Genomic DNA, 14,320 nt, shown 5'->3' with positions numbered 1-14,320 from the left:
GCCTCTACCGGATTCGGGTGCTGCTTCAGATGAGCCCGGCGGCGGTCATCAGGTCGACGACCTTCTTGCTGTTGAGCTTCGACGGGTCGACCTTCGGCGCACCGAGCTCGGCGAGCGGCTTCAGCGCGGGGTTGGACGGCACGTCCTTGCCGACGCTGTACTCGAACGCGGTGCTGTCGGCCAGCAGCTTCTGGCCGTCCTTGCCGGTGATGTACTGCAGCAGCGCCTGTGCCTCGGCCGGGTGCTTGCTGGACTTGAGCACCCCTCCACCGGACACGGACACGAAGGCGCCCGGGTCCTGACCGCCGAAGAAGTGCAGCTTGACGTTGTTGCTGTTCTCCTTCGTCTTGGCCTGGTCGCCGTACCAGTAGTAGTGGTAGATCACGGCGGTTGCGGACGTCCCGGCGTTGACGGCCTTCATGGCCGCGCTGTTGCCGGTGTGCGCCTGCCCGCCGGCCTTGAGTGCGGCCAGCCACGTCTTCGTGGCCGCTTCGCCCTTGAGCTCGAGCATCGCCGAGACGATGGCCTGGAAGTCCGCGCCCTTCGGAGCGGCGCCGAACCTGCCGCTCCACTTCGGGTCCTGCAGATCCATGATCGACTTCGGCAGTTCCGCGTCGGTGACCTTGGCGGGGTTGTACGCCAGGACCGTGCTGCGGGCGGCGATGCCCACCCAGTTGCCGGTCGACGGGGAGTACTCGGCGGGCACCTGCGCCAGCGTCGCCTTGTCGACCTGGGCGAACAGGCCGGCGTTCTCGACCACCGACATGGCGGGGGAGTTCTCGGTCAGGAACACGTCGGCCGGTGACGCGGCGCCTTCCGCGGCCAGCTGGTTGGCCATGGTCAGGTCGCTGCCCTGCCGGATCTCGACCTTGATGCCGGTCTTGGCGGTGAACGCCTCCACCCACGCCTTGGTCAGCGTGTCGTGCTGCGCGTTGTACAGCGTCAACGTCGCGTTGCGGTCCAGCGCCGGCGCGGACGAGCCGGTAGGGGCCGCCGCGCCACTGCCGGCGTCGGTGCCGCCGCATGCGGCCAGTGCCGCCACCGGAACGGCCAGCAGCGCTGCGAGCGCCCGCCGCCGGGTCGAGGCATAAGTGATCAACATCGAGGTGGTCCTTCGCTGGAGAGCTCACGCGGGTATTACGTTAGGCTTGCCTAAGTACCGTAGGGCTGGGCCAACCCTGGCTGAGCCCCCAAATTTGGGGGGTTGTCCCCGGAAGGGATCGATGGCGTGATGAGCACGGCGACCATGCCCGCCGGATGCGGCGCGGGCGCGGCGGGCCGAGGGCCGCGGGCGGTGCTGCTCGTCGACGACCACCGGATCTTCACCGATGTGCTCGCCTTCGCGCTGGACGCCCAACCGGACCTGCGATGTGTCGCGGTGGCCAACTCGGCGCGGGACGGGCTGGCCAAGGCCGCCGTCTACGACTTCGATGTCGCCATCGTGGACCTGCACCTGCCCGATGCCGGTGGTCTGGCCGTCGTCGAGGCGCTGCGGGCGATGCGCCCGACGGCGCTGCTGGTCGTCCTGACCGGGCATCCGCGTGCGGATCTGGCCGCCGCCGCGCACCGCGCCGGTGCGGACGCGTTCCTGGCCAAGGACGACGCACTGAACGCCGTGCTCGGCGTCCTGCGCGGTGGGCCACCGCCCCGGCGGCGCTTCGACGGCGCCGCCGGACCGCAACTGACCCCGCGCGAACGCGAGGTGCTGGCCCTGCTGGCCTCCGGTGCCGACGCCCGGCGGATCGCCCAGGACCTCGGCCTGTCGATGCACACCGTGCGTGACTACATCAAGACGATCCTGGCCAAACTCGGCGTGCACACCCAGCACGCCGCGGTCGCCGCTGCCGTCGAGTCCGGTCTGGTCACCACGGGGAAGCGGTATCCATGACCGTCCGCGGTGGGGTGACCTGGCGACTGTCCGTGCTGCGCCACCTCGCGGTCACCGCCCTGATCGCGGTCGTGGCCGTCGCGGGCGCGAGCCCGGGATTGGTGGGCACCGCCCGGGCTGCCTCCGCGCGGGAGGCCATCGGCACCGCCTCGGCCGTCAGCGCCACGGTGGCCGATACGTTGTCCGCCGCGGACTACAGCAGCTCCGATGGGTATCACCGGGCGCACCTGCTGGAGATGCTGGACCCGTTCCTGCGCTCGGGCGTGCTCGCCCGGGTCAAGTTGTGGATCATCAGCGGCGACACCGCCCGGATCGTCATCTCCGACCGGCCGCAGCTGGAAGGCTTCACCCGGGCCGCTGACGGCCCTCTCGCCTCCTCGGTGCCGGCCTCCCTGGCGGTGCCCGACGACATCGAGCACCGATTTGAGGTCGACCACCGCAATCAGCTGCTGGAGGTGTTCACCACCTTCCGCGACGCCGGCAACAACCTGCTGCGCCTGGAGGCATACGTGCCGACCAGCGTGCGCTCCACGGTGTGGCAGGTCGCCCGGACCCAACTCCCCTCGCTGCTGTTCGTCGTCCTGGGCGCGTCTGCCGCCGTGCTGCCATTGACGGTGAACGCCGTGCGCCGTTCCCGCCGGCTGGCCACCCAGCGTGCCGATCTTGCTGCGATTGCCGTTGCCGTGCGCGACCGGCACCACCGCGAACTGGCCCAGGCACTGCACGACGGCCCGATCCAGAACCTCGCTGCGGCCGGCATCGTCCTGTCCGATGCCGCCGCGGCCAGATCCGACACCGGCGGTCACCGGATGGCGACGGCCAGGGAGATCGTGCAGATCAGCATCGCCGAGCTCCGTGCGCTCACCGGTGGACTGCTGCCCGCCGCCCCGCTGGGCGATCTCGCCGAGAGCCTGCCCGGGCTGCTCCGGCAACACGGCGGCGAGACCGTCACGCTCGACGTCACGGTGTCCGCGGGGGCCGCCGACCTGATCCGTGGACCGCATCAGGTGCTGTTCAGCCAGGCGGCAGTCGAGCTGGTCCGCAACGCTGTCCGGCATGGCGGGCCCGCGCGGATCACCGTCACGGTGTCGGTCGTTGCGCGCCGCCGGGAGGTCGTGCTGGTGGTCCGCGACGACGGCACGGGGTTCAGCCCCGGCCATGCGCCACCGGACGGTCATTTCGGACTCGCCCTGCTGGCACAGGCGACGGCCACGGCCGGCGGAACGCTGTCGATCATGTCGATGCCCGGCGCCGGCTGCACCGCCACCGTTGCGCTCCCGGTGCCAGGAACAGATCCGTAGCATGTTCAGCGTGCCTTCAGCCGGCCGCGCCTACGGTGCCGGTCATGCGAACCATCGGCATGCTCGTGGCCGTCACCGTCGCGGCCGGTCTGGCACTGTCCGGCTGCGGCCACAACGGTGCGCCGGACCAGGGAGGCGCCGGGGACATCCCGGACAACCAGGCCTTCGTCGAGTACCGGCCGCCCGGCGGCCGGTACTCGATCAGGGTGCCGGAGGGATGGTCCCGAGTTGAGTCCGGCGGCACCACCACCTTCACCGACAAACTCAACACGATCACCGTCAACCTGGGCACCCGCTCCACCGCACCCGACGCGGCGGCCGGCCAGGCCGACCTGACCGCGCTGCGCGGGACCACCACCGGGTTCACCCCCGGCCCGGTCTCCGAGGTGCAGCGCGCCGCCGGTCCGGTGCTGCTCGTCAGGTATCAGGCCGACGCCGCGCCCGACCCGGTGACCGGCAAGGTCGTCAACGACGACGTCGAACGGTACTCGTACTGGCACGCGCCGGAAGACCTGCTGACCGTGACGCTCGCCGGACCGCACGGCGCGGACAACGTCGATCCGTGGCGGACGGTCACCGACTCGGTCCGGTGGCTGCCGTGACCGCGCCGGCGATCCGCGCCGAACGGCTCTTCCGGTTCTTCCACAGCGGCGACGAGGAGGTCCTCGCGCTGCGCGGTGTCTCGCTGCGCGTCGACGCGGGCGAGCGGGTCGCGCTGACCGGACCGTCCGGGTCCGGCAAGTCGACACTGCTGGCCTGCGTCGCGGGTCTGGATGAGCCCGACGGCGGCAGCGTGTGGGTCTCGGGACGCCGGATCACCCGCCGGCCGGAAGCCGCCCGGGCCAAGCTGCGGGCGCAGCACATCGGTGTGCTGTTCCAGTCCGGCAACCTCCTGGAGCACCTCACCGTCGCGCAGAACATCCGCTTCGCCCGGCGGCTCGCCCGGCACCCACGCGGCAGCGACGGCATGACCGCCCGGCTGGCCGCGGTCGGGCTGGACGGGCGCGGCGACGCGCTGCCCGGCGAGCTGTCCGGCGGGCAGGTCGCCAGGGCGGCTCTCGCCGTGGCCCTGGCGAACGACCCGGCGGTCCTGGTCGCCGACGAGCCGACCGGCGAGCTGGACGAAGTCACCGAACGCGCGGTGCTGGGCCTGCTCGCGGCACGTGCGGCCGCCGGGACCGCCGTCCTGGTCGCCAGCCACAGCCGCGCCGTCGCCCGCGCCGCCGATCGGGTCATCGACCTGCGCGACGGGCGCATCACCGGCATGGAGGAGGTCTGACATGGCCGGCAGCCCCGACGCCTTCACCGGCCTGCACCTCGTGCGCACCTTCGGACCGGCGACCGCGGTCCGTGACGTGACCTGCGTCGTTCCCGCCGGTGCCCGGATCGCGGTCACCGGCCCGTCCGGGTCGGGCAAGTCCACGCTGCTGCACCTCATCGCCGGCATCGACGAGCCGACCAGCGGGACGGCCCGCTGGCCGGCGCTGGACGGGCATCCCCGCGACCGGCCCGGCCGGGTCGGTGTGGTCCTGCAGGGCCCGGCGCTGGTGCCCACGCTGGACGCCGGGGAGAACGTGGCGCTGCCGCTGCTGCTGGCCGGGCACCCCGCCCGCGTGGCCCGGCAGGCCGCCACGGAGGCCCTGGACCTGCTCGGGCTCGCCGACCTGACCGGGCGGCTGCCGCACGAACTGTCCGGCGGCCAGGCCCAGCGGGTCTCGGTCGCGCGGGCGGTCACCGCCGGACCGGACCTCATCGTGGCCGACGAGCCGACCGCGGCCCTCGACTCCGCCGCTGCCGCGCACCTCGTCGATGTCCTGCTCGCGGCCGCGGAACGGATCGGCGCGGCGCTCGTGGTCGCCACGCACGATCCGGCCGTCGCCGACCGGATCGGCACCCGCTGGGAGCTGGTGGACGGCGTCGTGCAGGCACCCGGGGAGCCGGCGTGCTGATCTGGATCGCCGGGTTGCTGCGCCGGCGCGCCGCCCGGCTGCTTGCCACCGCCGCCGGCATCGCCACCGCCGTTGCGCTGCTCGGGACCGTCGGCGCGTTCCTCGGCGGCGCGCAGGCCTCGATGACCCGCCGGGCGGTCGCGCCGGTCGACGTCGACTGGCAGGTTCACCTGGACGCCGGCGCCGACCCGGCGGCGGCACTCGCCGCGACCCGCGCCGAGGCCGGCGTGACCACGGCACTGCCGGTCCGCTACGCCGGCACGCCGGCACTGTCCAACCGGACCGGTGGCACCGTCAGCACCACCGGCACGGCAGTCGTGCTCGGCCTGCCGCCCGGATACCGGGACACCTTCCCCCGGCAGGTGCGCGTCCTGGCCGGCAGCGGCGACGGCGCCGTGCTCGCCCAGCAGACCGCGGCCAACCTGCACGCCGTCCCCGGCACGATGCTCACGGTCGAGCGGCCCGGCCTGCCCGCCGCCGAGGTGACCGTGACGGGGATCGTCGACCTGCCACACGCCGACACCCTCCTCGCGACCAGCGGCGGGGCCACCGCACCGCCGGACAACGTGCTGCTGCTGCCGGACGCCGGGTTCGCGCGGCTGTTCGACCCGCTGCAGGCGACCCGGCCCGACCTGGTGAGCGGGCAGCTGCACGTCCGGACCGCCCGCAAACTGCCGGCCGACCCGCAGCGGGCGTACACGGCCGCCACCGGCGCCGCCCGGCACCTCGACGCGACCCTCGCCGGCGCCGGCCACACCGTCGACAACCTCGGCGCGGCGCTCGGCGCGGCCCGCTCCGACGCCGCATACGCCACCGTGCTGTTCCTGTTCCTGGCCACTCCCGGGGTGGTCGTCGCCGGCCTGCTGACCGCGACGGTCGTCGCGGTGGCCGGGCCGCGCCGGCAGCGGGAGCAGGCGCTGCTGCGGACCCGCGGTGCCACCGTCCGGCAGGTCCTGACGATCGCGGCGGCCGAGGCCGTCGTCAGCGGCCTGGCCGGCGCGGCCCTCGGTGCCGGCGCCGCCGCGGCCCTCGGCACGGCCGTCTTCGGTGCCTCCGGTGGACCGGTCTGGTATCTGGCGTCCGGCGCCGCGGGCCTGTTCATCGCCGCCGGTGCCGTCCTGCTCCCGGCCTGGCGGGCACTGCGGACCGGCAGCGTCACCGACGCCCGCGCCCGCGGCCAGGTTCCGGCGGGCCGGCTGCCGCTCGCGCTGCGGCTGGGCCTCGACGTGCTGGCCCTCGCGTGCGCCGCGCTGATCCTGCGGGTCACCACCGCCCACGGATACCAGGTCGTCCTTGCTCCGGAGGGCGCGCCGCGGATCTCGGTCGACTACTGGGCGTTCGCCGGTCCGGCGCTGCTGTGGCTCGGCGGGGCGCTGCTGGCGTGGCGGCTCGTCGCGGCTGCGCTACGGCGCGGGCGGGCGGTGCTCACCGCGCTGGTGCGACCCGTCGCCGGTCCCCTGTCCGGGACGGTTGCGGCCACCCTGCACCGCCGCCGGCACCCGATCGCGACCGCCACCACCCTGATCGCCTGCGCGGTGGCGTTCGCGGTCTCCACGTCGGTGTTCACCGCGACCTACCGGCAGCAGGCCGAGGTCGACGCCCGCCTTACCAACGGCGCCGACGTCACCGTCGCCGCCGCGCCCGGCTCGGCGCCCGGCGGGCTGACCGCCGTGATCGGCGCTACGCCCGGGGTCCGGCACGTCGAGACGATGCAGCACCGCTACGCGTACGTCGGCGCCGACCTGCAGGACCTGTACGCCGTGCGGCCCGGCACGGTGACCGCCGGTGCGCACCTCGCCGACGCCTGGTTCACCGGCGGCAGCGCGGCCGGCCTCATGCACCGCCTCGACCTGCAGCCCGACGGCGTCCTGGTGTCCGCGGAGACCGTGCTGGACTTCCAGCTGCAACCGGGGGACCGGCTGACCCTGCGCGTCACCGACCCACGGACCGGCGCCCAGGTCCCGGTCGCGTTCCACTTCCTCGGTGTCGTCAACGAGTTCCCGACCGCACCCACCGACAGCTTCCTCGTCGCGAACCAGGACTACGTCACCGCACAGGCCGGCGCCGCCGCCGACACACACCTCGTCGACACCACCGGCAGCGACCCCGCCGCCGTCGCCGCCGCCCTGCGGGCCAGGGTCGGCACCGCGGCGGCGATCACCGACATCACCGCCGGCCGCGCCCTGGTCGGCTCCAGCCTCACCGGCGTCGACCTTGCCGGCCTCACCCGTATCGAGCTCGGGTTCGCGCTGGCGCTCGCGGTCGCCGCCGCCGGACTGGTCCTCGCCGTCGACCTGACCGAGCGGCGGCGCACCTTCACCATCCTCGGCGTCCTGCGGGCCAGGCCGAGGCATCTCGCCGGGTTCATCGCCGCGGAGGCGGCCGTCGTCACGGTGCCGGCGCTGCTCCTCGGCGCCGCCCTCGGTGCAGGTCTGGCCCAGATCCTTGTCGCGACCCTCAGCGGCGTCTTCGACCCGCCGCCGGACTCGCCCGCCGTGGCTTGGGCGTATCTCGCCGGCGTCGTGGCCGCGATCGCCGGCGCCGTGACCGTGACCGTGACCGTGCTTGTCCTGCGGACCCGCCGTCCGGACCTGACCCTGGTCCGTAGCGAATGACCGCCGAACCCGTGTCCGTGCCCGCGTCCGTGGACGGCGGTGCGGCCGGTGCCGCCGCCGGCGCGTCGCGGCGGCACCCGTGGGTCCGGGCGCTGCTGCTCCTGGGGGCGGCGGTCGCCGTGACCTACGCGGCGACGCACCTGTCGTCGACCGGCGCCTCCTGGTCGCGGGCCGGACACCTGATCTCCGGCCTCGGCCCGCGGTGGCTGCTGGTGCTCGGTGTCGTGTGGCTGGTCGGCCTCTGGGTGCACACGGTCGTGCTCACCGCGGCACTGCCGGGCCTGACCAGCCGGCGGGCGTTGACGCTGAACCTCTCGGGCAGCGCGGTGTCGAACGTCATGCCACTCGGTGGCCTCGCCGGCACCACGCTGAACCTGGCGATGGTGCGCGGCTGGGGCCACAGCAACCTCGACTTCGCCAGGTTCGTCGTGGTGTCCAAAGCCACCGACGTGATCGCGAAGCTCGTCATGCCACTCGTCGCCGTCGTCGCCCTGGTGCTGTGTGGCGCGGCCCCCTCCGGGCACGTCGCGCTGTGGTTGTCCGCCACCGGTGCGCTCGCCGCGTCCGGCGGACTCGTCGTCGCCGCGCTGCTCGGCCGCGCGACACTCCTGCTGCGGCTGGTCGCGGTCGCGGACCGGCTGCGCGTGCGGATCGGGCGCCGCCGGGACCGCCGCCCGGATGGGCTGTGGACGTCGGTGGCCGCGGACCTGTTCGCCGGCGCGGGGAGCCTCGTCCGGCGGCGCTGGGCGCGGCTGAGCTGGGGCATGGCGGCGTATTGGCTGCTGCAGGGCGCACTGCTGTGGTGCTGTTGCGCCGCGGTCGGGCTGCGCGCGGTCCCGGCCGTCGTGCTTGCCGCGCTCGTCGCCGAGCGGGCCCTGACCCTGCTCGCGATCACCCCCGGCGGCACCGGCCTGGTGGAGGCGGGCACGATCGGCGTCCTCATCGTCCTCGGTGCCGACCCGACCGCGTCACTCGCGGCGATCCTGGTGTTCCGCGCGTTCGTCTTCGCAGCCGAGATCCCCGTCGGCGGCATGGCCCTCGGGGCCTGGCTCTTGTCGCGTCGCGCGGCACGGTACTGATCGGGCAGGCGCTCTCCTACAAATTGTAGGAGTACCATCTGATGGTGCTTTGTCCTATTTCCAGGGTCGCCGCCAGAACGGAGTCCGCTCATGCCTCGTCCGCGCCCGCCCTTCGCAACACGGCAGACAGGTGCCCCGTCGGCAGCTGTTCCGGCCAGCGCTTCGGCGGAGCAACTCCGCGATTTCGTCGCGAAGGTGCCAGCTATCACCCTCGGATTCTGGGTGGTCAAGATTCTCGCTACCACGCTCGGCGAGACCGGTGGCGATTCGCTCTCAATGTCGATGGGCCTGGGCTACCTGACCAGCAGCATGATCTTCGCGCTCGCCTTCGTGGCCGCGGTGATCCTGCAGATCCGGGCGGCACGGTTCCATCAGCGGATCTACTGGTTCACGATCGTGGCGACGACGACATTGGGCACCACGATCGCCGACCACGTCGACCGGGACCTGGGCATCGGCTACCTGGGCGGCACCACGATCCTGTTCATCGGCCTGCTCGCCTCCTTCGGCTTGTGGTACAAGGCGACCGGCACGATCGCGGTCACCAGCGTCCGGTCACCGCGTACCGAAGGGTTCTACTGGCTGACCATTCTGTTCTCACAGACGCTGGGAACGGCACTGGGCGACTGGACCGCGGACACGGCTGGGCTCGGGTACACCGGCGGCGCGCTCCTGTTCACCGCCCTGCTGGCGGTCATCGCCGCCGCGTACCGCTGGACCCGCCTTTCGCACGGACTGCTGTTCTGGGCGGCGTTCGTGCTGACCCGGCCGCTGGGCGCCGTCGTCGGCGACTTCCTCGACAAACCCCTCGCCAAGGGCGGCCTTGCGCTGGACCGCTACGCCGCCTCCGCCGTGCTGCTGGCAGTCATCATCGCGATCCTCGCCGTTCGACGTCAGCACCCCGCCGTCCGGCCCCACTGAGTTACCGGCGGGATCCGCCTGGTTGACCGTCGTTCAGCTGCCGGTCCGACGTACGTCGATGAGGATGGCGGCAGTGAACGCTGCGGCGACGGCGACGGCGGTGAGGATCACCGTGATCGCTGGGGGAGTGCCGAGAGCCAGCAGCGCCAGGCCGGTGACGAGGGCGGAGACAACGGCGGCGGCGATCTTCCAGTCGTCGCCGATGATGAAGTCGTACAGGAACCGGAAGATGCCACGCAGGACGGTCATGCCACGGGTTCCTTCGCTGAAGGGCCCGTCGCGTGTGCCGGGCGGACTCGGGGGAGCACCAGGACGAGGAGCCGGGACAGGGCGAGCCACCCGGCGAGGATGACCAGCAGTGTCCAGTCGCCACCCGGCCAGGCCAGGCTCGTCCCGCCGTGCAGCGCTCCGAGCCCCGCGACCGCCCAGAACGTGCCGTACGTGGCCAGCAGCAGCCCGACGGCGTACTTCAGGGTGTTCTCCGGGACCGCGGACAGCGGTTTCGCGGCGACCGCGCCGACGGCGGCGACCACGATCCCGGCGGTGGTCGCGGCAGCGGCGGCGACGGGCACGTTCCCGGCGTTGAGCCCGAACGTGATGACGATGAAGACGACCTCGACACCTTCCAGGAACACGCCTTTGAACGACACGACGAACCCGAACCAGTCCAACCCATACCGGCGGTCGCGGCCGGCGGTCCGCGCGGCGGCGGTCTCCCGCCCGAAGGCGGCATCCTCGTCGTGCAGCGCTTTGAGACCGGCGCTGCGCAGGATCGCCTTCCGCAGCCACTGCAGACCGAAGATGAGCAGCAGCACCCCGACGACGAGCTGCAGCATGGAGCGGGGTAGCCAGGTCGCCAGGGCGTAGCCGACCACCACGGTGAACCCGGCCAGGACGATCAGCGCGGCGGCGGTGCCGATCAGCGCGGAGCGCCAGCCGCGGGTCAGACCCATGGCCAGCACGATGGTGAGGGCTTCGACGAACTCGACGAACGCGGCGATGAACGTGGCCGTACCCAGGCCCCAGACGGCATGTTGTGTCACTCGTGACCTCCTGCTCCACGGTTGGAACCGGTTGGTGACCAGCACCCCGACGGAGGTGGGCAGTGCCGTGGGGCGCCGCCGGGCAGGACCAGCAGCAGCGCCGTCGGCTTGGGTCAGACCCCGTCGAACGCGTCCAGCGTATGCATCAGGCCGGCGACAGCGGATGCGCAGTCTCCTTGGCTGGGATGCGCCGCGCGCAGGGCGGTGAGGACGGCATCGATCTGGTCGTCGACCTGGTGCCACTTGGTGGCGTCGCGTGATTTGAGCCCGGCTTCGGCGTCGTCCCAGGCAACCTCGAGGTCCTTGACGCGGGTCTTGGCGGCCACGAGGTCGTTGTCGGCGACCTTGGCCTTGACGTCGGCCACGATCACGGCGAACTTGCTGAGATTGCCCAGCTTGGTCGTCGGGTGCACCGGACGCGCCGCGGTGGAGGGGCCCGACGCGCCCGCCGTGACCATGTTCTGCGCGACGTCGGCCTGGGCGTCGGTGGCCTGCTGCGAGCCGTGCGCCAGGCTGAGCCCGAAACCGGCGACGGCAACGGCGAGAGCGGCGGCACCGGCCCACGCATGGTCCTGGCGGTGACCACCGCGCGGCCCGGCGCCCTTGTCGAGGACACCGTGCCGGCTGACCAGCAGCTGTTCGCGGACGACGAGCACGACGATGGCCGCCAGGAACAGCAGGCTGGTGGCGCTCGCGCCCAGAGCGAGGCCGCCGAGGTCTTTGTCCTGGGTGAGCAGGTCGCCGAGGGACGCGCCGAGCGGCCGGGTGAGAACGTAGGCGATCCAGAACGTCAGCACCTGGCCGGCGCCGAGGCGCAACGCGATCCAGGTGGCCAGGATCAGCCCGCCGAAGATCAGCGCACCGTTGCGGAAGCCGAGGTTGAGCGCCTCGGTGGCGAAGTCACCGGCGGCGGTCCCGAGCGCGAACGTGGTCAGGATCGCCGCCCAGTAGAAGGCTTCGCGGCGCGGCGTGTTGATCGAGGCGATGGCGAGGGTGCGCTCCTGCCGGTGCCAGATCGCGAACACCACGGCGAGGAGGACCGAGAACACGACGGTACTGGCGGCGAGCGGCACGCCGAGGGTGTCGGTGAAGAAGTCGGTGAGTTGGGTGCCGAAGATGCTCACCAGCACCACGCAGAGCCAGTAGATCCAGGGCGTGTAGCGACGGGTCCGGAACTGCAGGACCAGTGCGGTCGCCAGCAGGACGAACATGATCGCGTCGGTCACTATCGGACCGAGACCGACGTTCACGGCCAGGTAGTCCGCGAACGTCTCCCCGATCGTGGTGGACAGGACCTTGATGACCCAGAAGGTGGCGGTGATCGCAGGCACCTTGGTCAACCACCCGCGCGAACTCACCAGCCTGTTGGCGGTAACGGACACAACGCTCCCTCACGACTGGCTGCAGACAGACGCTGACTCCATGCAATTCGGTGGGAAACGTAGGCCGATCTTCCTGAAATTCCGCTGAAGACCTGCGCGGCCAGGTATCGGCGTGGCGCGTTGCAGCCCGGATCCACTCCCTCCTGACGTTTGCGGCGAGACGCGACGGGCAGCGTCCGGCGCGTGTCGTTGCGCCACCTGCCGCCGTTGGACGGGCTGCGGGCCGTCGCGCTGTGCGCGGTGCTGGTCGTGCACGGGATGCCGGCCTGGCTGCCCGGTGGTTTCCTGGGCGTCGACGTGTTCTTCGTGCTGTCCGGGTTTCTGATCACGTCGCTGTTGCTGCGCGAGGCCGAGGTGACCGGCCGGGTGTCGCTGGGTGGGTTCTGGTTGCGCCGGGTCCGCCGGCTGCTGCCGGCCCTGGCGCTGCTGGTCCTCACGGTGGTCCTGGCTGCCGCGTACCTGCTGCCGGGGCAGGAGCCGGGGGCGTTGCGCACCGACGCGGTCGCCGCGCTCACCTACTGGGCGAACTGGCGGATGGTGCTGCGCGACGGTGACTACTTCACCGCGACGGCGGCGGCCTCGCCGTTGCAGCACACCTGGTCGCTCGCCATCGAGGAACAGTTCTACCTGCTGTGGCCGGTGCTGATCCTGCTCGCGCTGCGGGCGCGGCGGCCCCGGCGGTTGATCGGCGCGCTGTGCGCCGCCGGGTTCGCGGCGTCGACGGTCGCCGCCGCGGTGCTGTTCGATCCGATGCACCCGGGCCGGGCGTACTTCGGCAGTGACACCCGGGCCGCGGCGCTGCTCGCGGGCTGTGCACTCGCCGCCGCGGCGCCGGTCGTGGCGCGGCATCCCACGGCACGGCGGGGCGCGGCGGTCGCCGGGGTGGCACTGCTCGCCGGGTTCGCGGTCCTCGCGGGCGGTGCCGGGGCGTGGTTGTACCGGGGTGGTTTCGCGCTGACCGCGCTGGCCGCCGCGGCGGTCCTGGCCGAACTCGCCGCGGCGCCCGGCACGCCGGTGGCGCGGCTGCTCGGCGCGGCGCCGCTGGGGTGGGTGGGGCGGATCTCCTACGGCGGCTACCTGTGGCACTGGCCGTTGTTCGCGGTGCTCGACGCCGGCCGGACCGGCCTGCACGGGCCGCGGCTGTTCGCGCTGCGGGTCGCGGCGACCCTCGCCGTCGCCGCGGCCAGCTTCTACCTCGTCGAACAGCCGCTGCGGCGGCCGTGGACCGGCCCGCTCCGCTGGGCGGTCGGTGCGGCCGCAGGTCTGGCTGCCGCGACGGCCGCCGCGCTCGCGGTCGTGGCGCCGGCTCCGGTTGTCGCGCCGCCCGTGCTGGCGGCCGCGACCGCCGCGCAGCCCTCGGACCCGGCGCCCTCTACGGCGTCCACGGTGCCGCCGGTGGGCCGCGCCGGTCGGCGGCCGGGCCCGCCGCGGGTCATGGTCATCGGCGACTCCGTGTCATGGACCCTCGGTGCGTACTGGCCCGCCGACCCGGCCGGCTTCACGCTGACCAACGAGGGTGTGCAGGGCTGCGGCATCGCGGTGCTGCCCGAGTTGCGCTACGGCGGCGAGCCGCACACCAACTACCCGTACTGCGCCACCTGGGAGTCGCGGTGGGGCGGCTCCACCGCGAGCCAGGACCCGGATGTCGTGGTCGTGCTCCTGGACCGCTGGGAACTGATGGACCGCAGGCTCGACGGCCGGTGGACGCACGTCGGTGAGCCGGCCTACGACACGTACCTCAGCGCGCAGCTGCGCCGCGCGGTCGACCTCACCGCCTCCCGGGGCGCCCGGGTCGCGCTGCTGACCGCGCCGTACACCCGCCGACAGGAACGACCGGACGGCGGCCTGTGGCCCGAGGACACCCCGGCCCGCGTCGATGCGTGGAACCGGCTGCTGACCGAGGTGGCCGGCAGCCACCGGGACCGGCCGGTGGTCCTGGACCTCAACCGGGTGCTGTGCCCGGACGGCGCCTTCACCTGGCGGGTCGGTGGGGTCCAGGTCCGCAGCGACGGCCTGCACCTCACCCCGGCCGGGGTACAGCGCGTCGTCGCGCCGTGGCTGGCGCCGCAACTGCTGCGACTCGCGACCACCTGAACGAGCCGCCGCCCGAGCGAGGCGCGGTGCGAGCAGGGCGCGGTGCGA

13 protein-coding genes are annotated in these 14,320 nt (G+C 73.0%); 9 read left to right on the top strand and 4 right to left on the bottom strand.

Translation table 11 applies throughout. The features are described from left to right. Window positions 1–25 precede the first annotated feature (25 nt). Complete coding sequence (locus tag ACFPIJ_RS38200; protein ID WP_380122801.1) at window positions 26–1,102, bottom strand: iron ABC transporter substrate-binding protein; 1,077 nt, start codon at window positions 1,100–1,102, stop codon at window positions 26–28. Window positions 1,103–1,231: 129 nt separating this feature from the next. Between ACFPIJ_RS38200 and ACFPIJ_RS38195 the strand changes: the two genes are divergently transcribed. The 8 genes from ACFPIJ_RS38195 (at window position 1,232) to ACFPIJ_RS38160 (ending at window position 9,753) form a co-directional block, all read left to right on the top strand. Then, complete coding sequence (locus ACFPIJ_RS38195; RefSeq protein ID WP_380122799.1) at window positions 1,232–1,888, top strand: response regulator transcription factor; 657 nt, start codon at window positions 1,232–1,234, stop codon at window positions 1,886–1,888. Next, entirely contained in the window at window positions 1,885–3,189 is a 1,305-nt protein-coding gene (locus ACFPIJ_RS38190) for a sensor histidine kinase (protein ID WP_380122797.1), read from the top strand. The genes ACFPIJ_RS38195 and ACFPIJ_RS38190 overlap by 4 nt, the downstream gene beginning before the upstream one ends. A gap of 44 nt (window positions 3,190–3,233) precedes the next feature. After that, window positions 3,234–3,791 (top strand): hypothetical protein, encoded by a 558-nt coding sequence (locus tag ACFPIJ_RS38185; protein ID WP_380122795.1) that lies wholly within the window; start codon window positions 3,234–3,236, stop codon window positions 3,789–3,791. Continuing rightward, window positions 3,788–4,468, top strand: coding sequence for an ABC transporter ATP-binding protein (locus tag ACFPIJ_RS38180; RefSeq protein ID WP_380122794.1), 681 nt, complete (start codon window positions 3,788–3,790; stop codon window positions 4,466–4,468). Before ACFPIJ_RS38185 ends, ACFPIJ_RS38180 begins: the two co-directional genes overlap by 4 nt. Before the next feature lies 1 nt (window position 4,469). Then, on the top strand, window positions 4,470–5,138 hold the full coding sequence (locus ACFPIJ_RS38175) for an ABC transporter ATP-binding protein (RefSeq protein ID WP_380122792.1): 669 nt from the start codon (window positions 4,470–4,472) through the stop codon (window positions 5,136–5,138). Further along, complete coding sequence (locus ACFPIJ_RS38170) at window positions 5,132–7,753, top strand: FtsX-like permease family protein (RefSeq protein WP_380122790.1); 2,622 nt, start codon at window positions 5,132–5,134, stop codon at window positions 7,751–7,753. The genes ACFPIJ_RS38175 and ACFPIJ_RS38170 overlap by 7 nt, the downstream gene beginning before the upstream one ends. Next, entirely contained in the window at window positions 7,750–8,832 is a 1,083-nt protein-coding gene (locus ACFPIJ_RS38165) for a lysylphosphatidylglycerol synthase transmembrane domain-containing protein (RefSeq protein ID WP_380122788.1), read from the top strand. Before ACFPIJ_RS38170 ends, ACFPIJ_RS38165 begins: the two co-directional genes overlap by 4 nt. A gap of 195 nt (window positions 8,833–9,027) precedes the next feature. After that, entirely contained in the window at window positions 9,028–9,753 is a 726-nt protein-coding gene (locus ACFPIJ_RS38160) for a COG4705 family protein (RefSeq protein WP_380122787.1), read from the top strand. A 33-nt stretch (window positions 9,754–9,786) separates the two neighbouring features. Here the strand turns inward: ACFPIJ_RS38160 and ACFPIJ_RS38155 are convergent, their stop codons facing one another. The 3 genes from ACFPIJ_RS38155 to ACFPIJ_RS38145 form a co-directional block, all read right to left on the bottom strand. Next, window positions 9,787–10,002: a hypothetical protein gene (locus ACFPIJ_RS38155; protein WP_380122785.1), complete on the bottom strand. Its 216-nt coding sequence runs from the start codon at window positions 10,000–10,002 to the stop codon at window positions 9,787–9,789. Beyond that, window positions 9,999–10,796: a COG4280 domain-containing protein gene (locus ACFPIJ_RS38150; protein WP_380122783.1), complete on the bottom strand. Its 798-nt coding sequence runs from the start codon at window positions 10,794–10,796 to the stop codon at window positions 9,999–10,001. The genes ACFPIJ_RS38155 and ACFPIJ_RS38150 overlap by 4 nt, the downstream gene beginning before the upstream one ends. Before the next feature lie 113 nt (window positions 10,797–10,909). Then, on the bottom strand, window positions 10,910–12,127 hold the full coding sequence (locus ACFPIJ_RS38145) for a COG4705 family protein (protein WP_380122781.1): 1,218 nt from the start codon (window positions 12,125–12,127) through the stop codon (window positions 10,910–10,912). Between the two features lie 234 nt (window positions 12,128–12,361). On the opposite strand from ACFPIJ_RS38145, the gene ACFPIJ_RS38140 reads away from it, so the two are divergent. Continuing rightward, window positions 12,362–14,272 (top strand): acyltransferase family protein, encoded by a 1,911-nt coding sequence (locus ACFPIJ_RS38140; protein WP_380122779.1) that lies wholly within the window; start codon window positions 12,362–12,364, stop codon window positions 14,270–14,272. Window positions 14,273–14,320: the final 48 nt, after the last annotated feature.

This window comes from Dactylosporangium cerinum, from assembly GCF_042653625.1.
Taxonomy (GTDB): Bacteria; Actinomycetota; Actinomycetes; order Mycobacteriales; family Micromonosporaceae; genus Dactylosporangium; species Dactylosporangium cerinum.
This window is presented reverse-complemented; position numbering and strand designations above follow the sequence as displayed.

Coding starts and splice junctions, on each gene's coding strand:
- ACFPIJ_RS38200 (WP_380122801.1), bottom strand. CDS start 1,102: ATGTTGATCACTTATGCCTCGACCCGGCGGCGGGCGCTCGCAGCGCTG.
- ACFPIJ_RS38195 (WP_380122799.1), top strand. CDS start 1,232: ATGAGCACGGCGACCATGCCCGCCGGATGCGGCGCGGGCGCGGCGGGC.
- ACFPIJ_RS38190 (WP_380122797.1), top strand. CDS start 1,885: ATGACCGTCCGCGGTGGGGTGACCTGGCGACTGTCCGTGCTGCGCCAC.
- ACFPIJ_RS38185 (WP_380122795.1), top strand. CDS start 3,234: ATGCGAACCATCGGCATGCTCGTGGCCGTCACCGTCGCGGCCGGTCTG.
- ACFPIJ_RS38175 (WP_380122792.1), top strand. CDS start 4,470: ATGGCCGGCAGCCCCGACGCCTTCACCGGCCTGCACCTCGTGCGCACC.
- ACFPIJ_RS38165 (WP_380122788.1), top strand. CDS start 7,750: ATGACCGCCGAACCCGTGTCCGTGCCCGCGTCCGTGGACGGCGGTGCG.
- ACFPIJ_RS38155 (WP_380122785.1), bottom strand. CDS start 10,002: ATGACCGTCCTGCGTGGCATCTTCCGGTTCCTGTACGACTTCATCATC.